The sequence below is a fragment of the Collinsella sp. AM18-10 genome (assembly GCF_003471585.1).
In the GTDB taxonomy this organism is placed as follows: domain Bacteria; phylum Actinomycetota; class Coriobacteriia; order Coriobacteriales; family Coriobacteriaceae; genus Collinsella.
The window spans coordinates 814-19417 of the sequence record NZ_QRJO01000019.1 but is presented as its reverse complement, the minus strand read 5'-3'; the positions used below and the strand labels follow the sequence as shown (position 1 = coordinate 19417).

Below are 18604 nucleotides of genomic sequence, written 5' to 3'. Positions count from 1 at the left end.
GCGACGTTGTTGCGCAACATTGACCAATTTCCGAAAAATATTGCTGCAACCGTTTTCCCATGCCTTTTCCTGCTTTCGCAGCAGAAAAAGGCACCCCGGGCTCAGTTGCCCAGGGCGCCTCGACCGACTATTCGGTTTGATTGTTTTCGGCAGCAGGATCATCGCCCGGCTCATCCGCCGGCGTGGCAACGGCATTCCAATCGGGTTCCGCAGGCGTCGCCTCGGGCGCAGGGGCAGGTGCCGGAGCAGGCGCCGGCGCGGGTGCCGGGGCAGGTGCCGGGGCAGGTGCAGGCGCGGGTGCCGGGGCAGGTGCAGCACCAGTGGCGGCCGTGGGATTGAACCCCGCAGGAGCAGGCTTCTTCTCACCCGGGAGCACAAACGTCAGGACATCATCGGTATCCTCATCGGCCCACCCGCTGGCATGGCGCGCGGCCCAGTAGCCAACGGCACGATATTTGAGCATCGTGCCAAACACATTCAGGAACACGGTGACAAAGGCGATGATCATCAGGAACAGGATGAGCGTAATGCCGCCACCCTCGATGATTGCCTCAAGACCCGAAGGACGAGAATAGTAGCCGTAGTAGCCATAGCTGCTAATGCCCAGCGCGGCAACAAAACCAAAGATGGCGGTGAAAATCCAGGTGATGATATTGGAAACAATGCCCGTCAAAAACTCGGGGAGAATCGATGCGCAGAACAACTTGCCCAGGTTGGCCTTATAGGACTTCCAAACCTTCTCGAGCGAAAACGCGCTTTCCACGCGGCCGGCGACTGCAAAGTGCATCACAGCGGCATCGCCAAACATCTTAAAGAAGATGCCCAACACCGCCGATACGATCATGGCAAAGACAAGCAGACCCATCGACCCGATGAGTGCGCCCTCGAGGACGCTCGAACCGAAGTAATAGTACGAACCAACGGCACCGATCACAGCGCTCTCAAGCACCGAGAACACCACGCCAATCACTGGAATAATGGCCACGAACCCGAGCACGTTCGTAATGACAGACGAGAAGATGCCCAGTCCAAAGGAGGTCGAGCGCAGCAGCGGACGCTCCATGCCGTTATCGTCCTTGAGCGACAGGTCGCGACCCCACTCGATAGCAAAGCCAGCGCCGCACACGCTTGCCACGTAAGCGAGCAAAAAGCCAATGGCCGCCGCGATGCCACCGATAACGGGGATAAACAGCACCAGCACCGACACGACGCAGATCAGCGCCGGCAAAAAGGCAATCTGACATACGCGAACCAGGGCGCCGGGAACCTTAAGCATATCGTTGAAGGCCTGCGCCATGCAGCCCTTGGGCGCGTTCATAGCCGGCTGGGGCGCAACGAACGGCTGGGGCTGCGGTTGGACAAACGGCTGACCCTTCGGTTGGGGTTGGGGTTGAGCTTGCGAAGCGGGGCCGGCGGCCTTGACCTCGGTATTAGGGGCACCGCACACGCCGCAGAACTTGTCGTTATCGCCCATGGGGGCGCCACACTGCGAACAGAACATCGAAATCATCCCTTCGTATCTAGAGCGAATCACCTGGATCGCAAACGATGTCTTTAGCATCATTATCGCCCAATGTGGGGACAAATACCCCAAGATGGCCGATTTGCAACGTAGCCGGCCTTATTCAATGATTCGAAGGGTGCGTCCGCGCTAGTTCGTGCCGCGGAAGCCCTTGCCGACGATTTCGGAGCTATCGACGATGGTGATGAAGGCGCCAGGGTCAATCTCGCGGGTATAGCGACGCAGTTGCACTGCCTCGCGACGGCTCAGCACGCTCATGATCACCGTGACGCACTTGCCCGAGAAGGCGCCGTAGCCACGGCTGATCGTTGCCGTGCGGTTGAGATGCTTGACGATAAACTCCTCGACTTTGCGCGGTTCGGCGCAAATAATCGTGCAGACCTTGCGCAGGTGAATGCTCTCGATGGCCTTGTCGACCACAAGCGTCTTGGCAAACAGGCCGAGCACGCAGTACAGGCCGACGCGCGGGCCATACAGGAAAGCCGCGATGGTCACGATGCCGATATCGACCAGCAACAGTGCGCGGCCAATCTCGAGCGTGGTGCGGCGTTTGAGGATCATGGCAAGAATGTCCGTGCCACCCGTCGAGGCGCCAATGTCAAAGACAATAGCACTGCCCAGCGCCGGCAAGATGACGGCAAAACACAGGTCGAGCCACATATCGCCCGTCATCGAAACATCCGTCGGGAGGAAGAGCTCAAACAGCGAGACGTAGGCCGAAAGCGCAAACGAGGCAAAGACACTCCAAAGGATTGCCTTGCGCTCCAAAAAGATAAAACCCAGGATGACCAGGATCGCGTTGATAATCCACATAAAGACGCCGACGGGCAGAGTCGGGAACAGCGTAGAAAGAATGACCGACACACCCGAGGTACCGCCGAAGGCAAAGTGATTGGGCGTTTTGAAAGCCACGATGGCAAAGGCCGTGAGGATCAGGCCCAGGTTGAGCTCGGCAAAAAAGCGAGGAAAGCCTGGTTCCTGGCTGCGCTTGCGGCCAGCGCGCTCGCCTTGCTCAATAACATCGCGATCGACAACGCGCTCCATCGGCACCACCGGAGGACGATGCACCTCCTCGGCGGCACGCGACGCCGCCTCTGCCGCAGCGGCCTCAATCGCCCATGCCTTGCTTTCGGTCTCGTGTTCGTCGGCCATTACGGCAACCCCTCGTTAACAATTTGGAAACAATGCGCCCATTAGGGTAACGCGGAACGTGGGGATTGCAACCCTTAGTTAGACGAGCGGTATGACTACATCGGGTGCGTACAAAAACGGCCGGCCACGCTTTTGCTTGCGCGGTCGGCCGTTTAACGTTTTCGCAGATAAAACCTGCCAAAATAAACATCCCTTTTTGGTAGGTTACTCGTGCTGGCTGGTACGGTGCTCGTACTCCTCGGGGGTGATGACATCCTCGATGCGCAGGTTGACGCCTGCCACCTCAAGGCCGGTCATCGCGGCAAGACGCTCGGTGACGCGCGCCTTAACGTCGTCAAAGATCGCAGGCGCATAGGCGCCGTACTCGATGATGACCGAGATGTTGACAACCACGCGGTTGTCGTCGGTGACCTCGACCGTCACGCCCTTGGTCAGGTTCTCGGCACCAAACTGCTCCTGCACAAAGTGCATGAGGTTGCCCTTCATGCCCAGAACGTGCGGCACCTCGCGGGTGGCCATGGCGACGATCTTCTCAATCACGCCGTTGGAATATGTCAGCGAGTCCTCGGACTCGTCCGCCTCCTCGTCATCCTCGTCCGCCTCGTCTTCGGACTCTGCCTCGACGAGTGCCTCGTCCTCGAGCGTTACGTCCTCCGCCTCGGCGGCGACGGCCTCGTTCGTCTCGAGCTCGGTATCGGCCACATCGACCTTCGTGTTAAAAGCCATGGTTCCTCCTTATGCCTGCCACGGATGCGACAGTCGAATACATATTAGCGGCCGCTAAACAGACGGCCGAAGAAGTTAACGATACCGTTCTCGCCGTCGCGAATCTGGCCGATCACGGCGCCGATCAGCACAAAGAATGCGATGACGAGCGTGTCCCACAGGCCCAACGTAAGTACCAGCACGGCGAGGATAAAGCCTGCCACGGCGCCGAGCGTAGTGTTGGGGTGGCGCACGGCGTAGCTCCAGATAGCAGCGCCCGTACCTTTGATGAGACCCATGGCCTCGTCAAAGTCGTTGGCGGCGCTGTCGTGCTGCTCGCCGGCCTCGGGCTTGGTGTCGGCGGACTCGCCTGCCGGCATAGCGTTCTGATCGATCGTCAGGCGCGGCGTGCGGGCGGTCTTGTCTTGGTTGGTATCACTCACCGGAAACCTCCACGGTCTGGACGGTAGTCTTGGACGGCAAAAAACGGACGCGCGCGGTCGTGCCCGGCGTGCCGAGCATGGTGTCGCAGGCCTGCTCGATGCGCTGCTGCATCGAGGTGGCAAGAGCGGCAACGTCCTTATCATCGAGCGCGATGGCCTCGACCTTAAAACGAACGCGCGACTCGTCGGAGCCTTGAACGCGCGCCTCGATATGCTCAACCATCACGCGATCATCGCACTCCGCCGCGGCACGGGCGCACGAGGAAAGCGCTGCGAGCGTGACCTCGATATTGCGCTCCCCCGCCGGATGCACGCAGGACGGCTCGCGACGCGCGAACATCAAGCGGAAAAACCCAATGAGCACGCCAAGCGCCACGATGGCGGCGCACACCGTAACGACGGCGCGAGGCATGGCGTCACGCAACAGCAGCATAAAGCGATACGTATACGGTCCCCAGAACTGGCAGACAAGCGTGCCCAGCGCCACGATGGCGGCGGCAAGGTACACGATTGCTAGGGCTCGTTTGAGCACGCGCATGCGGCGCTCCTTTCGGGTCTCGGTCCACAGAATGCAAAACGATTCGCATCATTATAAAAGAGCCGGGTCCGGTGCTCTACGCACGCGGATCCGGCTCATCCATTCCACGAGGCTTGCATGCTCGCTTCATTATGCCCAGATATGCGCGGCTTAACCCGCGCGGGTGCTACTCCTCCTCGAGGGCAGCGATGACCTCGTCGGTCATATCCATGGTGCTGTAGACGTCCTGGACGTCGTCGAGCTCCTCGAGGCGGTCGATGAGGCGCTGGACCTTCTTGGCATCGGTGCCAGAGACCTCGGTCGGGGTGGTCGGGACCATGGTGGTCTCGGAGCCCTTGACCTGGATGCCCTGCTCCTCGAGTGCCTTGGAGACAGCCATGACGTCGTTAGCAGCGGTCCAGACGATCCACTCCTCGCCGGCGTCCTCGTAGTCCTCGCCACCGGCCTCGGCGATTGCCATCATGAACTCATCCTCGTCACCGGCAGCACCGTTGGCGATCATGGTCTCCTTCTTAGCGTTCTCGTCCAGGATCTCCTTGGCGACGACAATCTGGCCCTTGCGCTCAAACTGGAAGGCGACGGAACCGGAGGTGCCCAGGTTGCCACCAGCGTGGGAGAAGGCGGAACGGACATCGGCGGCAGTACGGTTGCGGTTATCGGTCAGGCAGTCGACGTAGACGGCGACACCGGCGGGACCGTAGCCCTCGTACACGATGTTCTCGTAGACGGCGGCATCGGCACCCGAACCAAAAGCCTTGTCGATAGCGGACTTGATCTTGTCCTTAGGCATGGACTGAGCCTTGGCCTTGGCAACAGCGGCAGCGAGGCTGGCGTTGTTCTCGGGCAGCGGGTCGCCGCCGAGACGGGCAGCAACGGTGATGTTGCGGCTCAGCTTGGAGAAGAGGGCGGAACGCTTGGCGTCCTGCGCGCCCTTACGATGCTTGGTTGTGGCCCACTTAGAGTGTCCGGACATACGTGTCTCCTATCGGTTTCGACCTAAAGCCCAGCGCAGATGCTCGGGCAATATAAACAAACGTCGTTATGATATACCTACTGGCCTGCGAGATAAACCCCAAAATGAAGGCGTCGTGATGATACAGCCCCTTGGTGCAAGGGGTTGGTGCAAAGTAACCTGTCCCCTTTGCACCAAATTAGGACCAGAGGAGGTCGCTGCGGGTGATGGTGGCGCCGATGACAAAGGGCATGCAGGCGATGACCGGATACAGGTAGCGCATGTAGGTCGAGCCGTTGCAGGGACCGATTAGGCACACGGCGAGCACGCCCAGCAGCGGCACCCAAATGGCCAGACCGCGCCATGAATGACGACGTAGCAGATAGACCACCACGGCGATCATAATCCACACATAGGTGGCCGAGCTCATGGTGAGCGAGATAAACGGAATGCGCTGTACTGCCACGCGATACAGGTTGATCAGGTGGTCGCACCAGCGCACAACCTTGCTATCGGCCGGATGGAAGTCGAAGTACTTGAGATTATCGGGGCGTGCCATAATCTCGGCACTGCGCGACGTGCTGTAGACCCACACATCGCGGGCACTCGGATAAAAGTAGCCGTAGTAGTTATTGATGAGGGCCGAGATATAGCACTCGGGATCCTTTTTGAACATCTGGGCCCACACCTCAAAATAGGCCTTGATGTCCTTCTGCGAGGCGTACTCGTTAAAGCAATTTTTGACGGCGTCGGACTTGTCGGGGTTGTAACGGCGGCCCAGATTCTCGTACTTGAGCACACGGTCGATCACGGCACGCTCTTCGTCGGTCACCAAGCCGTCGCAAGGAGCCTCCACGATGGTGCCGTCCTCCTTAACCGTGGGGTTGACACCCGAGTTGAGGCCGTCGTGCTTTTGGACGAAACGAGCCGTCTGCTGGAACGGAATCGAGAGGATTTCGCGCTTGGAACCAGGCGTGATGTCGTGCGCCGGCATAAAGACCTTGGTGAAGTACATATTAGAGGCAAGGCAGAGCGCAAGCACCGCAAGAACTCCCATCCAGCGGAAACGCGGGATGGCGCCCGAAGGCGCAGCACCGGCCTGCTTGGCTGCGCGACGAGCCGCATGTGCGTCCCATGCGCAAAACGCTGCCGCGATTACGCATGCCGCCAGGGGAAACACCAGGCCGCCGTTGCGCAGAAACGTGGAACCCATGGCGCCCAGAGCGAGCAGCAGCCAGTCGTGGCGCGCAAAGAGCACGGGCCTCTGTTCGCCCGCACGCTCGGCATTGGCATCGCGACGGGGCAGGCCGCAGGCCACGAGCTTCACGGTCTGCACCAACAGCACCAAAAACGCGTCGGCAAACAGCACATCTTTGGTAAGCAGGGCCGCGTAGTTGGAGAACATGGGCATAAACACAAAGAACAGCAAAATCACGCCGCGGACCGGCAGGCTCACGCCCAGTTTGCGCAGCGACGAGATGGAATAGGCCATGCAGGCGGCCGTAATGACGAACTGAGCGCAGGTGTAGATGGCAAGACCTGCGTTGGCGCTGTTGAATAGTGAAAGCCCCAGCTGGACGCACGAACCGATGATAGCCGTGTGCACCACGGGGTGATGTCCGTTGAGCAACACATTGGGATTGAGCAGACGCAGGTAGTCACTCGTGCCGTTGGGGTAATTGAACCACTGGCGAATCTGCGCACCCGTATCCCCCATAAAAAGGCCGGGCAGCGAAGCGATGAGCGTGGGCGCCCAGGCAATCATAAGCACCAGAAAGGGCCCGGCAAAGGGATGGACCGAGAGCACGGCGTGAGCCACACGCCATACGCGGCCAAAGTGCGCTTCGGAAAACGGAATGCGCCGAGAGCTCAGCCAATCTAGACACTCAAAAGCTAGGTAGAAGGCAACGACCGCCAAGAGCATCCAGCCCGCACCGCCTATCCAGGCGCAGATGATGCGAGCCTTGTCACCGAGCACGATCTCGGCCGAATCGGTGAGGTCGTAGCTGCGGCCAAACACCATGCAGACGGCAAAGAACAGCGACGGAAGGATCACCGAAGGACGCCAAGCATCGCCGCGGCCAAAGAACACATAGCGAAACGGCAGAGTGAGCAGGCAGGCAAGCGCAAGCAGCATGACCGCGTCGGTATGGCCGGCAAACGAGAGGAGCACCTCGTAGCACACGTACAGCATGCCCGAGGCTTTGGGGTCAATCGCCAAGACTGCGTTGCTCGAGACCGGCGCGGGATCGATGGAAAACGCCGTGGTCGCCAACAGCGCGAGCAGAAATGCGATGAGCGTCTGCTTGGCGGGGTAGCGCTTAAACCAGACGATGCGAGCGGCATCGCGCGCAGCCGTTGTGGAGAGGTCGGAATCCTTCACAGTCCGAAAGCCTTTCTAGAAACCTATCAAACTCAGCAAAACCACCACAAAGGTGCCTGTGTCCCCTTTGTGGTGGTTAGGCGTCGAGGTAGATGCGCTGGGGACGGTTGCGGTGTCGCGCGAAGATGATGAGCGCCAGGCCGGCGATTACGAGCGGCAGGCTCAGCAGCTGACCCATGGTGATGACGCCGCCCAGCAGATAGCCCAGCTGCGCATCGGGCACACGCACAAACTCAATGAGGAAGCGGACGATGCCGTAACCCATCACAAACACGCCCATAAACGTGCCTTGGGGCAGTAGCGGCTTTTTGCGGCTGAGCACCTGCAGAATGCAAAAAAGCACGATGCCCTCAAGAAATGCCTCGTAGAGCTGGGAGGGATGACGCGGCATATCGCCCGCAGTCCCGCCAAAGACCACGCCCCATGGCAGATCGGTCGGCTTGCCCCACAGCTCACCGTTGACAAAGTTGGCACAACGGCCCAGACACAAGGCCAGCGGCGCGCCGATGACAGCAAGATCGGCCAACGTCCATGCGTCGAGTTTATACATGCGGCACACGATGATGCCGCCGATAATGCCGCCCACCAAACCGCCATGGAAGCTCATGCCGCCCTCGTTGGTGGCAAAGATCTCGAGCGGATGCGCCCAGTAGTAGCCGTCGCCGTAAAAGATGACGTAGAACAGACGGGCGCCAATGATAAGGCCAAAGACCACGCCGACCACGACACTCGTCAGGTCGTCAATCGTGATGTTAAAGCCCCAGCGACGCTGTGTGCGGTACATGACGACCGCCGTAACCAGGGCGCCGACCACGTAGGCCAGGCCATACCAGTAGATGGTGATGGGGCCCGCCGAAATCGCGACGGGATCAAGCATATGGTAGAAGTCATTGAGCATGTCGACCCTCCTACTCCCTACATACAAATGCGGCCGCGGGCCTTGCGCTCGCAGCCGCATATTTGGGCGTAACGTCTATGCGGAGTATGCCGTCCGCGGCTTTCGCATCTTAGAACGGCGCGTACTCGTCGTACAGGTCGTCGGTCTCGCCGGAGGCATTGACCTGCTCAACTCGGGTAACGCCGGGCACATGCTCCTTCAGGATGCGCTCGATACCCATGGACAGGGTCAGTGCGCTCATAGGGCAGCCGGCGCAGGCACCCTGCAGCTCCAGTTTGACGACGCCCTCGTCGTCAACACCCACATACTCCATATCGCCGCCGTCAGCCTGCAGGTTGGGGCGGATCTCCTCAAGAACCTTCTTAAGCAGCTCTTCGTTAACAGCCACAGGGGCTCCTTTCTCACAATAACGCGGGCACGCCCGCGGACAGGGGCTATGTTACTACAGCCATGTACCCGCTTAGGCGCCAGCCATGCGCGCGGACACGACTTTCACGAGCAGTCAATTTGGGACGGGGATCTTTTAGCTGCCTTTTGTTGCCAGATGGCATTGCCACGCGCTACTGCTGAGCCTGTCCCCCGGTGCCGATGTGGACATCGACGATAACCTGGCGGTAGCTGATGCCACAGGAGTCGAGGATGCGGCGGCTGATGCGTCCATCATCGGTGTCGGCATACTTGTTGTCCAGGTAGACGACCTCGCCCACGCCCACCTGCGCCAAAATCTTGGCGCAGTCGTGGCACGGGAACAGCGTGACGTAGACCGTGGAACCCTCGAGGTCCTTGAGCGAGCCACGGTAGTTGAGCACGGCGTTGGCCTCGGCATGCACCACGTAGTTGTGCTTGTCCTGCAGCGGGTCGTCGCTCGTACCCCACGGGAAAAAGTCGTCGTTGAGCGCCGAGGGCGTACCGTTGTAGCCCACCGAAAGGATGCGGTGGTTGGTGCTGGCGATGCACGCACCCACCTGCGTGTTGGGGTCCTTACTGCGGCGCTGCGCGGCGATGGCCACGCTCATAAAGAACTCGTCCCAGCTAATGACGTCCAGGCGCTTGCCTGACGAAGTTTGATGAAGATCGTCCGACATGGCAGACACCTCCGTAATCGCAATAATTTGACCCATTGTAGCAGGTGAAAGGTGGAGACGTTTGTCCCACCGGCGCCCTCACTTTTACACGCGGCGGGGCTTTTGGTTGATGCGGTAGAGCTCGGCGAGACCCCGCAGCGTCAGCGCGTCGTCTACCGTCAGACTGTGACCGACCAGCGACGCGAACGCCTCGGCGTCGTCACCGGTAATGACGATGGGCACGTCGCCCTCCCCCGCGGCCTTGGTCGCGCGCATCTCGGCGAGCACCATGTCGAGCATGCCGTCGATGCGGGCCACCTCGCCCAGAACCACGCCCGAACGCATGGCCTCGCGCGTGTTGCGGCCGATCACATGCGTGGGTGCCGAGGGCTCGACCTGCGGCAGACGCGCCGCAGCAGCCGAGAGCGAGCGGGCGCCAAGCGCCAGACCCGGCGCGATGACGCCGCCCACAAAGGTGCCGCGCGCGTCGATGACCTCGATATTGGTCGTAGTACCCAAGTCGATCACGATGCAGGGAGAGCCGTGGACGGCACGGGCCGCCACGGCGTCGGCGATGCGGTCGGGGCCGATCTCGGCCGGGTCGTCGTAGCGGACGGGCATGCCGGTCTTGAGGCCCGGCCCCACGGTGAGCACGCGCCCCGTGCAGGTACGGGAAAGTGCTGCCTTCCACGGGCGCTCGAGCGCCGGGACCACACAGCTCAGCACGGCCGCGGCGGGTACGAGCACCCCGGGCACACCCGCATCGGCGGCGAGCGCGCCCATGACCTGCACAAGTCGCATGCGCGCTTCATCGGCCGTAATACGGGCCGGCGTCGTGATCTCGCACGTCGCAAGCGGGCATTCCTGCGCCGCGGCCGAATCCTCGGCAAACAGGCCAAAGCGAATGAACGTGTTGCCCACGTCGACCGTCAATATGTATGCGCACCCATTAAGCATCGTCGGCGCTCCTTTCGTCTGCCCAGCAGTATATCGCCTACCTAAACCAGTCATCCCAAAATGACTACCTTGCGGCTATACTGGTGCGCGGTCGTTTGCGAGCTCACGCGGCGGCCCTTGGTAACCCGACTTCCCGCGCCGTATCCGTAACGGCGCTCCCGGGGGAAGCGGATATACGCAAAGGAGTTTTATATGAGCAATCCCTCGAACCGCGCTTCGATGCGCGGGCAACTCACGCTGCGCGGAGTCGTCATCGGCGTCCTTGGCTGCGTGATCATCACGGCAAGCTCGGCCTACACTGCCCTCAAGATGGGCGCACTCCCCTGGCCGATCGTCTTCGCTGCCGTCATCTCGCTGTTCTTCCTTAAGCTCATGGGCAACGCTAGCCTCAACGAGGCAAACGTCACCCACACCATCATGTCCGCAGGCGCCATGGTCGCCGGCGGTCTGGCGTTTACCATCCCGGGCGCCTGGATGCTGGGCTATGCCGACCAGATCAGCTGGCTCGACATGTTTATCGTGGCACTCGCCGGCACCATCCTGGGCTTGCTGGCCACGGCACTCATCCACCGTCACTTTATCGTGGACGCCGCGCTTGAGTTCCCCACTGGCAACGCCGCAGCTCAGACCCTGCGCGCGACCGAGGCCGGCGGCAAGACCGGCAAGCAGCTCTTTGGCTCCATGGCCATCGCCGGCATCTATAGCGTGCTGCGCGACGCCCTGGGCATTGTGCCCAGCATGCTGTGCACGCTCAATATTCCCGGCGTGACCTTTGGTATCTACAACTCGCCCATGCTGCTCTCCGTCGGCTTCCTCGTGGGCTTCGCCCCGGTCGCCTTCTGGTTTGCCGGCGCCCTGCTGGGCAACTTTGGCATCATCGTGGGCGGCACCGCTGCCGGTCTGTTCGATGTTGTGACCGCGCAGGGCATCGTCAAGTCCCTGGGCATGGGCCTCATGATGGGCTTTGGCGTCGCCGTCGTCCTCAAGGACATCCTGCCGCAGGTCGCCGGTATCGTCCGCGGTCTTGCCGCCGACAGCTCCACCGACACCGACGAGCAGTCGCTCATCTCGGGCTCCCTTAAGCTCGACGCCGGCATCATCGGCCTGGGCGCTGCCGCCATCGCCGTGATCGTCGCCATCGCGCTCGACCTTGGTCCCGTCCCGGCCGTCATCGTGACGCTGTTCACCTTTGTCACCACCATCATGAGCGCACAGAGCTGCGGCCAGACGGGCATCGACCCCATGGAGATCTTTGGCCTCATCGTTATGCTCATCGTGGCTGCCTTCGCACAGATCGCTCAGGTCAAGCTGTTCTTTATCGCCGGCATCGTAGCCGTGGCGTGCGGCCTTGCGGGCGACGTCATGAACGACTTTAAGGCCGGCGCCGTGCTGGGCACCAACCCGCGTGCGCAGTGGATCGGCCAAGCCATCGGCGGCATCGTGGGCGCCCTGGTCGCCGCAGCCGTTATGGTCGCTCTCGTCACCGCCTACGGCCCGGACGCCTTTGGCCCCGACAAGAGCTTTGTGGCCGCGCAGGCAAGTGTGGTCGCCACCATGGTCTCGGGCATCCCAAGCGTGCCGTGGTTCGTTGGCGGCTTTATCGCCGGCATCGTCATGTACTGGCTCGGCATTCCGGCCATGATGATTGGCCTGGGCGTGTACCTGCCGTTCTATATGTCACTCACGGCCTTCTTGGGCTCCTGCGTCAAGCTCGCCTACGACAAGTGGGCAGCCCACCGCGATGCCAACGCCGGTCTTTCGGACGAAGAAAAGGCCGCCAAGGATGCCGCCTTCCAGGAGCAGGGCCTGGTCGTTGCCAGCGGCCTGCTCGGCGGCGAGTCCATCGTCGGTGTTATCCTGGCGTTTGTCTCCGTGGGCTTAAGCCTACTGGGCTAAGCTGAGCAGTTACTCGATAGCAACCATATTGCCTACGATTTGCCCAGTCGGTAGCTTTCGCGGCTACCGACCGGGCTTTTTGATACCAACGCAAAGAAAAGCCGGCGCGCTGCGTTTGACAGCGCGCCGGCCTTATCGTTTGGCTATCGAGACGGTCCCGCTATGAATTGAAGTTCATTGCAGAGCCGACGCCCGAATCGCTACATGTGCTTGCGACGACGATCACCCAGCGTCACGCCTGCGGCCACGAGCGTTATGCCGCCAATGACGAACACCTCGCCTGCAAGTGCGGAGTCATCACCGGTCTGGGCGAGCGCGGCAGGCGCGGCCTGTTTCTTGGCAACGGGGGCCTTTGCAGCAGCCTGCGCAACCTGAGGCTTGGCCTGCGGCTCAGCCTTGGGATGATACTTGTCGTACTCGGCCTGTGCGGCAGCCAGGGCATCCTTAGCATCGTTAAGCTCGGCAAGCGCGGCGGCATAGGCGTCGTTGGCATCGGACAGTTTGGCATCGGCATCGCTCAGAGCAGCCTTGAGACCAGCAGCGGCATCGACGGCGGCCTTATAGCGAGCGTAGGCAGCGTTCAGCTTGACCAGCTTCTCGTTACCCGTCGTGCCCGCGGCAAGAGAGGCCTTGTGGTCGACAGCCTCAAGATCGGCCTTGAGTGCCTCATCGCTGGCAAGCTCGGCCTTGGCCTTGAAGATCTCGAGGTTCGCATCGACGACGGCTTCGTTGGCGGCATCGAGCTGCTTCTGGGCATCGGCGACACCGGCGACGGCAGCGTCATAGGCGGCCTTGGCGTCGTCGACCGCCTTCTGAGCGCCGGCGAAGCGCTCGAAGGCCTTGCTTGCGGTGGCCAGCTCGCCCTCGGCGGCCTTGGCCTTCGCCTGTGCGTCGGACAGGGCCTGCGTCTTGGCGGCAACTGCCTGCTTGGCGTCCGAAAGAGCGGTCGCGGCATGCGCGTCTGCGGCCTGAGCCTTGTCAACGCCAGCTTGGGCAGCACCGTCGGCCTTCTTGGCCTCGTTTAGCGTGCCCTGCTTGTTCGCAAGGTCCGTATTGGCGGCATCGCGCTTGGCGGTAAGGTCCTTGACCGAAGCAGTGGCGTTGTCATACGCCTCATTGGCCTGATCGGACTTTGCCTTGGCGGCATCGCGGGCGCTGCGAGCCTTCGCCTTGTGAGCAGCGGCCTCGGCTGCCTTCGTCTTGCTGTCAGCAAGCGTGGCGTTTGCCTTATCGAGAGCTGCCTGGGCAGTAGCGGCCTCGCCCTTGGCGGCGTCGAGCTTGGTCTTGGGCGTCTTGACGTCGATACCCTTGAGTTTGGCTTCGGCGGCGTCGTATGCCGTCTTCGCGGCGGCGGTACCGGACTTAGCCTTCTCGTACTCGCCCTTGGCGGTGTTCGCGTTCGTGTCGGCCGCGGTATAGGCGTCTTGCGCGTCCTTCTGGTTATTGAGAGCGGCGAGATATGCCGTATCGGCCGTGCCCATCGCCTTCTGCGCATCTGCCAGCTTGCTCTGAAGCTGCTTCAGCTGCTCCTTCTGCTCCTGCGTGCCGCCTGCGTTGTAGGCGGAATCGATGTAGTCGTTGAGGAGTTTCTTGAACTCGGGGACAGTGAAATCAGCCTGAGTGCTATCAGCGCTGTAATCGAATACGGTTACCTCGGAATCGGTGTTCTTACCGCTACCGGTTGCGATGCCGATGGCTTCCGTGGCGGAATCAATGATGTTGAGATAGTGCCCACACTCATGGTAGATGCTGTTGTAGTTCTGGTAGATGTAATAGGCATCATATCGGTGGCTATCGAGGTCATCGCCATACTGTGCGACGTACTTATCGAATGCCTCCTTCTCCTGTGTGTAGAGGCCGGTGTAGGGCCAACCGAGTGTATCCTCGGTCTCGCCGCCGGTATATGCGCCGCCTCCGCCGGCAAGATTTTCACCGTTATCCCAGTAGCAGCCTGAGTGTCCCCAGATGTTCGATGAATATGATGCATTAAGGGCGGCTGCCACAGTCATGCGGAGGCTGACGCTGAGCGCCGACTGACCGTTCGCCTTGCGGAGGTTGTTCTGGGTGTCGAGATATGTCAGGGCGTTGCGCATCTGCTCCAGGGAAAGCGGGTTGGTGTCGCGAGACATGTCCTGATCGACGTACTTGTCATACCATTCGGCCTTGTCATCGGCACCGGTCATCATCGATACGGCGTCCTGGGCGTTCTTCTTCTGCGTGGCTGTGAAATCGCTGCTGTTGCTGATGTAGGCCATAAAGCCGAGCATGCCCTTATTGATGACTTCCTGGTCAACGGTCATGTTGGACTTGAGGTCAGCAATCTGCTGCTCAAGAGCCTCAACCTGGGCATTAGCGGCGTCATAAGCCTTTTCCGCGGCGTTCGAAGCGGCGCAGGCTGCCTCCCACTCGCTGCGCTTCTGCTTGCGAACTTCGACAAGCTTATCGTACGCGGCCTTCTTGTCTGCTTCGGTCTGCTGGGCCTGCTCGTATGCCGTCTTCGCGGCGTCACGCTTACTGGCCGCGTCCTTGTACTCCTTGTTTGCCGCATCGTATGCAGACTGGGCAGATGCCACAGCAGCGTTGACGGCGTTGGCCTTCTCCTGCGCGGCAGCGACGGCAGCCTGGGCGGCCTGCAGATTTGTCTGTGCGGTGGCGTCGGCATCCGTCGCGGCATTGAGCTCCGCCTGCGCGGTCTTGAGCTCACCAGCAGCAGCTTTCTTGGCGGCCTCAAGCGCACTCAGGTCAACACCCGTACCCGAGACGGCAGCATCAAGCGCGGCCTGCGCCTGGTTGAACTTCTGCTGGGCGTTATCGCGCGCGGTGGTTGCGGCTGCGAGAGCAGCGGCAGTCTCCTGCTTCTTGGCCTGGGCGGAAGTCAGAGCGGCCTCGGTATTCTGCTTTTCCTGCTGGGCGCTGGCCTCGGCAGCCTTGGCCTGGTCCAGATTGTCCTGTGCAGTAGTAACGGCCTTATTGGCGTCATCGAGCTTTGCCTGCGCGTCCTCGACAGCCTTCTTGGCGGCCTCGTACTCGTCCATACCCATGGCCTCGAGCTTGGCCTGGGCATCATCGAGGGCCTTCTTGGCCTCATCCTGCTTTGCCTTGGCGTCCTTGAGCGCCTGGGTCTTATCCTCGACACTCTTGTTGGCCTGTTCGAGCCGATCGTTCAGGTCGCCCAGCTTCTTCTGCTGCTGCTCAGTCTTTTCGACGGCTGCCTTAAGCTCGTCGATCTTCTCCTGAAGCGCGGCTACCTCGGCCTCGTTCTGCTCGGCGGCGTTATCGGTCACGGCCTGCGAGGCCTGATTCTTTTGCTGCTGCGCTTGCTTTTGAGACTGGCCCGCCGCGTCGGCCTTCTTCTGGGCGGCATCGTAGGCGGCCTGAGCGTCCTTGAGCTGCTTTGCCGACTCCTCGGCCAGCTGGGCAGCCGTCTTTACGACCGCTTGGTTACCGGCGGCAACGGTGTTCTCTACAGAACTACCCCCCCCCTGAACAGAATCGCCGTTACCGGTTGACGGTGCGGCGATTGCCGCCAGCGGCGACATGAGCGGCTGAGCAATGAGGCCCGCCGTCAAAACGGTTGCGACGGCGCGGTTAGCAACGCCCTTGACGTTGACGGCCTTGGCCCGAGGCTCAAAGTGCTGTGGACTGTAGTTTGCCATGGCTTTCTCCCTTTGACACGGATGTATCCATACGCTTCAAAATGTAGGAGCTGATTTTTGAATTCTGTTGCGCAACATTGGTCACCAGCGGATTTTTTGAAATTCGCGCTCTCGTGCTTCACAATTTCGTCACATATGTAGGAGCTGGCGCATCATATTCTTGCGGGATCGAATTGAGCCTGTGATTTGCATTTGCTCCCGCGTCATCCGCCCTATCGGATTCCGCATCCAACAGACACCCCGCCCGCCACGGTGTAGAGTAAGGGCGACGGGCGGGATACGCGGCCCTTGCCAGAACGAGGTGGACATGGAACTCGATAAACAACAGATCAAGCGGCTGCGCGAACGCCATCACCGGCGCCACGGCATCCGCCCTGCCCATAGTGAGGCCATGAAGAACGCCACCCGCTTCCTAAAGCGCGCATTCAACATTCGCGAGGGACGCGCGCCCTATCACGTGATCCGCAAGCGTTTTGTAAACGGGGCGCGTCTGACCGGCTCCCACCTATGCATCCTCATCATCGCCATGTTGATCGCGAGCATCGGCCTCGATATCGATTCGGACATCGCCATCGTGGGCGCCATGCTCATCTGCCCGCTCATGGGCTCGGTTCTTGCCATGGCATACGGCATTGCCACGCTCGACCGCGAGATTACCGTCGAAGCCGTCGCCAGCCTTGCGCTGCAAATGGCCTTTTGCCTGGTCACATCCACGTTGTACTTTAAGCTCTCGCCCCTTGGCACCACCACGGCCGCCATTATCGACAATTCGACACCAACTGTCTGGGACCTCGCTGTCGCGCTCGCCGGCGGCTTTGCAGGCGGCCTGGGCAACTCGCGCGACCAGGAACCCGCCACGCTCATCGCCGGTGTGGCCGTGGCGACCGCGCTCATGCCACCCCTGTGCGCGGCGGGCTACGGCATCGCCATCGCAAGCGGGTCGCTGTTTCTCTCGGCGCTTTACGAGTTTGGCATCAACGTGGTCTTTATCGCACTGGCTGCCGAAGCCGTACTACTTCTATTGCGTGTGCCGCTCAAGCGCGACCTCAACGGCGACGGTATTGTGACTGCTGAGGAAAATGCCGAGGTCGACGAGCTGTCACGCAAGGTGCGCCGCCGCATTATTGTGGGCACGGTGATCTTTGCCATCCCCTGCATCGTCATGACCGCGGGGTCCATTGGCTCGGCGCAGGTCGGCGTGCAGGACGGCTACGGCGTCACCGAGACCACACGCGAGCTTGCCGCGGTGCTGCCGGGCTTTAAGGATTACACCGTCGCCGTCGAGACCTCGGCCACCGAAGGGGACGAGGAAGGCATCGTCGAGCGCGAGATTGTCGCCCATGTGACGACAGGCGAGGCGCTTGGAGCACACGACCGCCGCGTTGCCCGCAAGCTCATCGACCTCAACGTGCCCGAGCTCGATCGCGTGGAGTTCGATGTGAAGTGATGCGGGATGTGAGATGGATGCGCGCACAGGCGCGAGTCGGAACGAAGCGCAGACGCGACGCAGGCCGCGAGCAAAAAAGCGGGGCGCGATTCATGTCCGTGCCCCGCTCGCTGTTTTATTGCCGTGAATCAACTGTCCGCATCGACATCGCCAGACTCCACCGTAAACGCCGGACCGGTACTCACCAGATAAAAACGGGTCACCCTGGTATCTCTAAATAGGTAGAGCAAGCCCTGATCGCGTCGGCGTGACAAGTACGCCACGTGGACCGTACCGAATTCTTCACCGTTTTCCTTCTTTAATATCAGGATGTTGGGGTCATCCGTACGCTTAAACTGCCCGTCTGTGCAGATTCCGTCTTGGTCGACCAGCTGCCATCGACAGTTGTCCTCCTCAAGAAAAGCCAGGGTTACCCGACTCGTTTTGTCATCCCGATAGTAACCATCAATGGCAAAGCCTTCGGAAGCGCATTCCTGCATATAGGACGTTTCTCGGCTTATAGCAAACAGCCCTGTAGCGCCCAGGAGCACAGCCAGGCAGACCACTGCAAGGGTTATCGAGACAAAACGGCGGCTCATGTTAGCCAGCCCAATACTTGTTTAACGGAGCACGAAACATACTTGGTACCTCCGATATCAGGGCAAACGTCACCTACGGCCTGCCGGCAATCATATGTTTCCAACATCAAACCATATGGTTACAACTCGTTGGAGATAGGTTCCATGAACGGACGATAATTTGCGGCGAACGGCTACATATGTTCATTATCTCAGGGTTCTGGAGGCAATTTTTGGTGCCACCGAGACGTTGTTTTCGGAAGTATGCGGCAAATTCCGGAGCCCTCGAGCACACCCCGGTTTTTCACCAATAAAACCGCAGGTACAAAGCTTGGGCATATCCAGTGTGCTCGGCCTATTCAAATTTTGCCGCATACTTCCGAAATCCGAGTCCGCTGAAGGCGCCTGCAACGCTATTTACGCAACATATGTGC

15 protein-coding genes are annotated in these 18604 nt (G+C 60.6%); 2 read left to right on the top strand and 13 right to left on the bottom strand.

The window, feature by feature from the left end:
• Nucleotides 1-127 precede the first annotated feature (127 nt).
• The 11 genes from DW211_RS09120 to DW211_RS09070 form a co-directional block, all read right to left on the bottom strand.
• Complete coding sequence (locus tag DW211_RS09120) at nucleotides 128-1501, bottom strand: zinc-ribbon domain-containing protein (RefSeq protein WP_158568521.1); 1374 nt, start codon at nucleotides 1499-1501, stop codon at nucleotides 128-130.
• Between the two features lie 150 nt (nucleotides 1502-1651).
• Nucleotides 1652-2674 (bottom strand): YitT family protein, encoded by a 1023-nt coding sequence (locus DW211_RS09115; protein ID WP_118066489.1) that lies wholly within the window; start codon nucleotides 2672-2674, stop codon nucleotides 1652-1654.
• 204 nt (nucleotides 2675-2878) lie between these two features.
• Nucleotides 2879-3400 (bottom strand): Asp23/Gls24 family envelope stress response protein, encoded by a 522-nt coding sequence (locus DW211_RS09110; protein WP_117785885.1) that lies wholly within the window; start codon nucleotides 3398-3400, stop codon nucleotides 2879-2881.
• A gap of 44 nt (nucleotides 3401-3444) precedes the next feature.
• Nucleotides 3445-3822: a DUF2273 domain-containing protein gene (locus DW211_RS09105; RefSeq protein WP_233502694.1), complete on the bottom strand. Its 378-nt coding sequence runs from the start codon at nucleotides 3820-3822 to the stop codon at nucleotides 3445-3447.
• On the bottom strand, nucleotides 3815-4360 hold the full coding sequence (locus DW211_RS09100; protein WP_118260406.1) for a hypothetical protein: 546 nt from the start codon (nucleotides 4358-4360) through the stop codon (nucleotides 3815-3817). The genes DW211_RS09105 and DW211_RS09100 overlap by 8 nt, the downstream gene beginning before the upstream one ends.
• Nucleotides 4361-4526: 166 nt before the next feature.
• Nucleotides 4527-5333, bottom strand: a complete 807-nt coding sequence (locus DW211_RS09095; protein WP_055309449.1) for a YebC/PmpR family DNA-binding transcriptional regulator — start codon at nucleotides 5331-5333, stop codon at nucleotides 4527-4529.
• Nucleotides 5334-5511: 178 nt separating this feature from the next.
• Nucleotides 5512-7695, bottom strand: coding sequence for a DUF6020 family protein (locus DW211_RS09090; protein WP_233540987.1), 2184 nt, complete (start codon nucleotides 7693-7695; stop codon nucleotides 5512-5514).
• Nucleotides 7696-7771: 76 nt separating this feature from the next.
• Nucleotides 7772-8593, bottom strand: a complete 822-nt coding sequence (lgt, locus tag DW211_RS09085; protein ID WP_118260404.1) for a prolipoprotein diacylglyceryl transferase — start codon at nucleotides 8591-8593, stop codon at nucleotides 7772-7774.
• Between the two features lie 109 nt (nucleotides 8594-8702).
• The gene (locus tag DW211_RS09080) at nucleotides 8703-8981 is read right to left on the bottom strand and encodes a NifU family protein (protein WP_117637654.1); all 279 of its coding nucleotides are present in this window, start codon (nucleotides 8979-8981) and stop codon (nucleotides 8703-8705) included.
• Nucleotides 8982-9153: 172 nt separating this feature from the next.
• Complete coding sequence (locus tag DW211_RS09075) at nucleotides 9154-9678, bottom strand: dCMP deaminase family protein (RefSeq protein ID WP_118260402.1); 525 nt, start codon at nucleotides 9676-9678, stop codon at nucleotides 9154-9156.
• Between the two features lie 84 nt (nucleotides 9679-9762).
• Complete coding sequence (locus DW211_RS09070; RefSeq protein ID WP_118260401.1) at nucleotides 9763-10614, bottom strand: type III pantothenate kinase; 852 nt, start codon at nucleotides 10612-10614, stop codon at nucleotides 9763-9765.
• Between the two features lie 192 nt (nucleotides 10615-10806).
• Between DW211_RS09070 and DW211_RS09065 the strand changes: the two genes are divergently transcribed.
• On the top strand, nucleotides 10807-12510 hold the full coding sequence (locus DW211_RS09065; protein ID WP_118260399.1) for an OPT/YSL family transporter: 1704 nt from the start codon (nucleotides 10807-10809) through the stop codon (nucleotides 12508-12510).
• 200 nt (nucleotides 12511-12710) lie between these two features.
• On the opposite strand, the gene DW211_RS09060 is transcribed toward DW211_RS09065, so the two are convergent.
• Nucleotides 12711-16166: a CAP domain-containing protein gene (locus DW211_RS09060; protein WP_118260397.1), complete on the bottom strand. Its 3456-nt coding sequence runs from the start codon at nucleotides 16164-16166 to the stop codon at nucleotides 12711-12713.
• 307 nt (nucleotides 16167-16473) lie between these two features.
• Between DW211_RS09060 and DW211_RS09055 the strand changes: the two genes are divergently transcribed.
• Entirely contained in the window at nucleotides 16474-17613 is a 1140-nt protein-coding gene (locus tag DW211_RS09055; RefSeq protein ID WP_118260396.1) for a DUF389 domain-containing protein, read from the top strand.
• Nucleotides 17614-17741: 128 nt separating this feature from the next.
• On the opposite strand, the gene DW211_RS09050 is transcribed toward DW211_RS09055, so the two are convergent.
• Nucleotides 17742-18191, bottom strand: a complete 450-nt coding sequence (locus tag DW211_RS09050; RefSeq protein WP_117785893.1) for a hypothetical protein — start codon at nucleotides 18189-18191, stop codon at nucleotides 17742-17744.
• Nucleotides 18192-18604 lie beyond the last annotated feature (413 nt).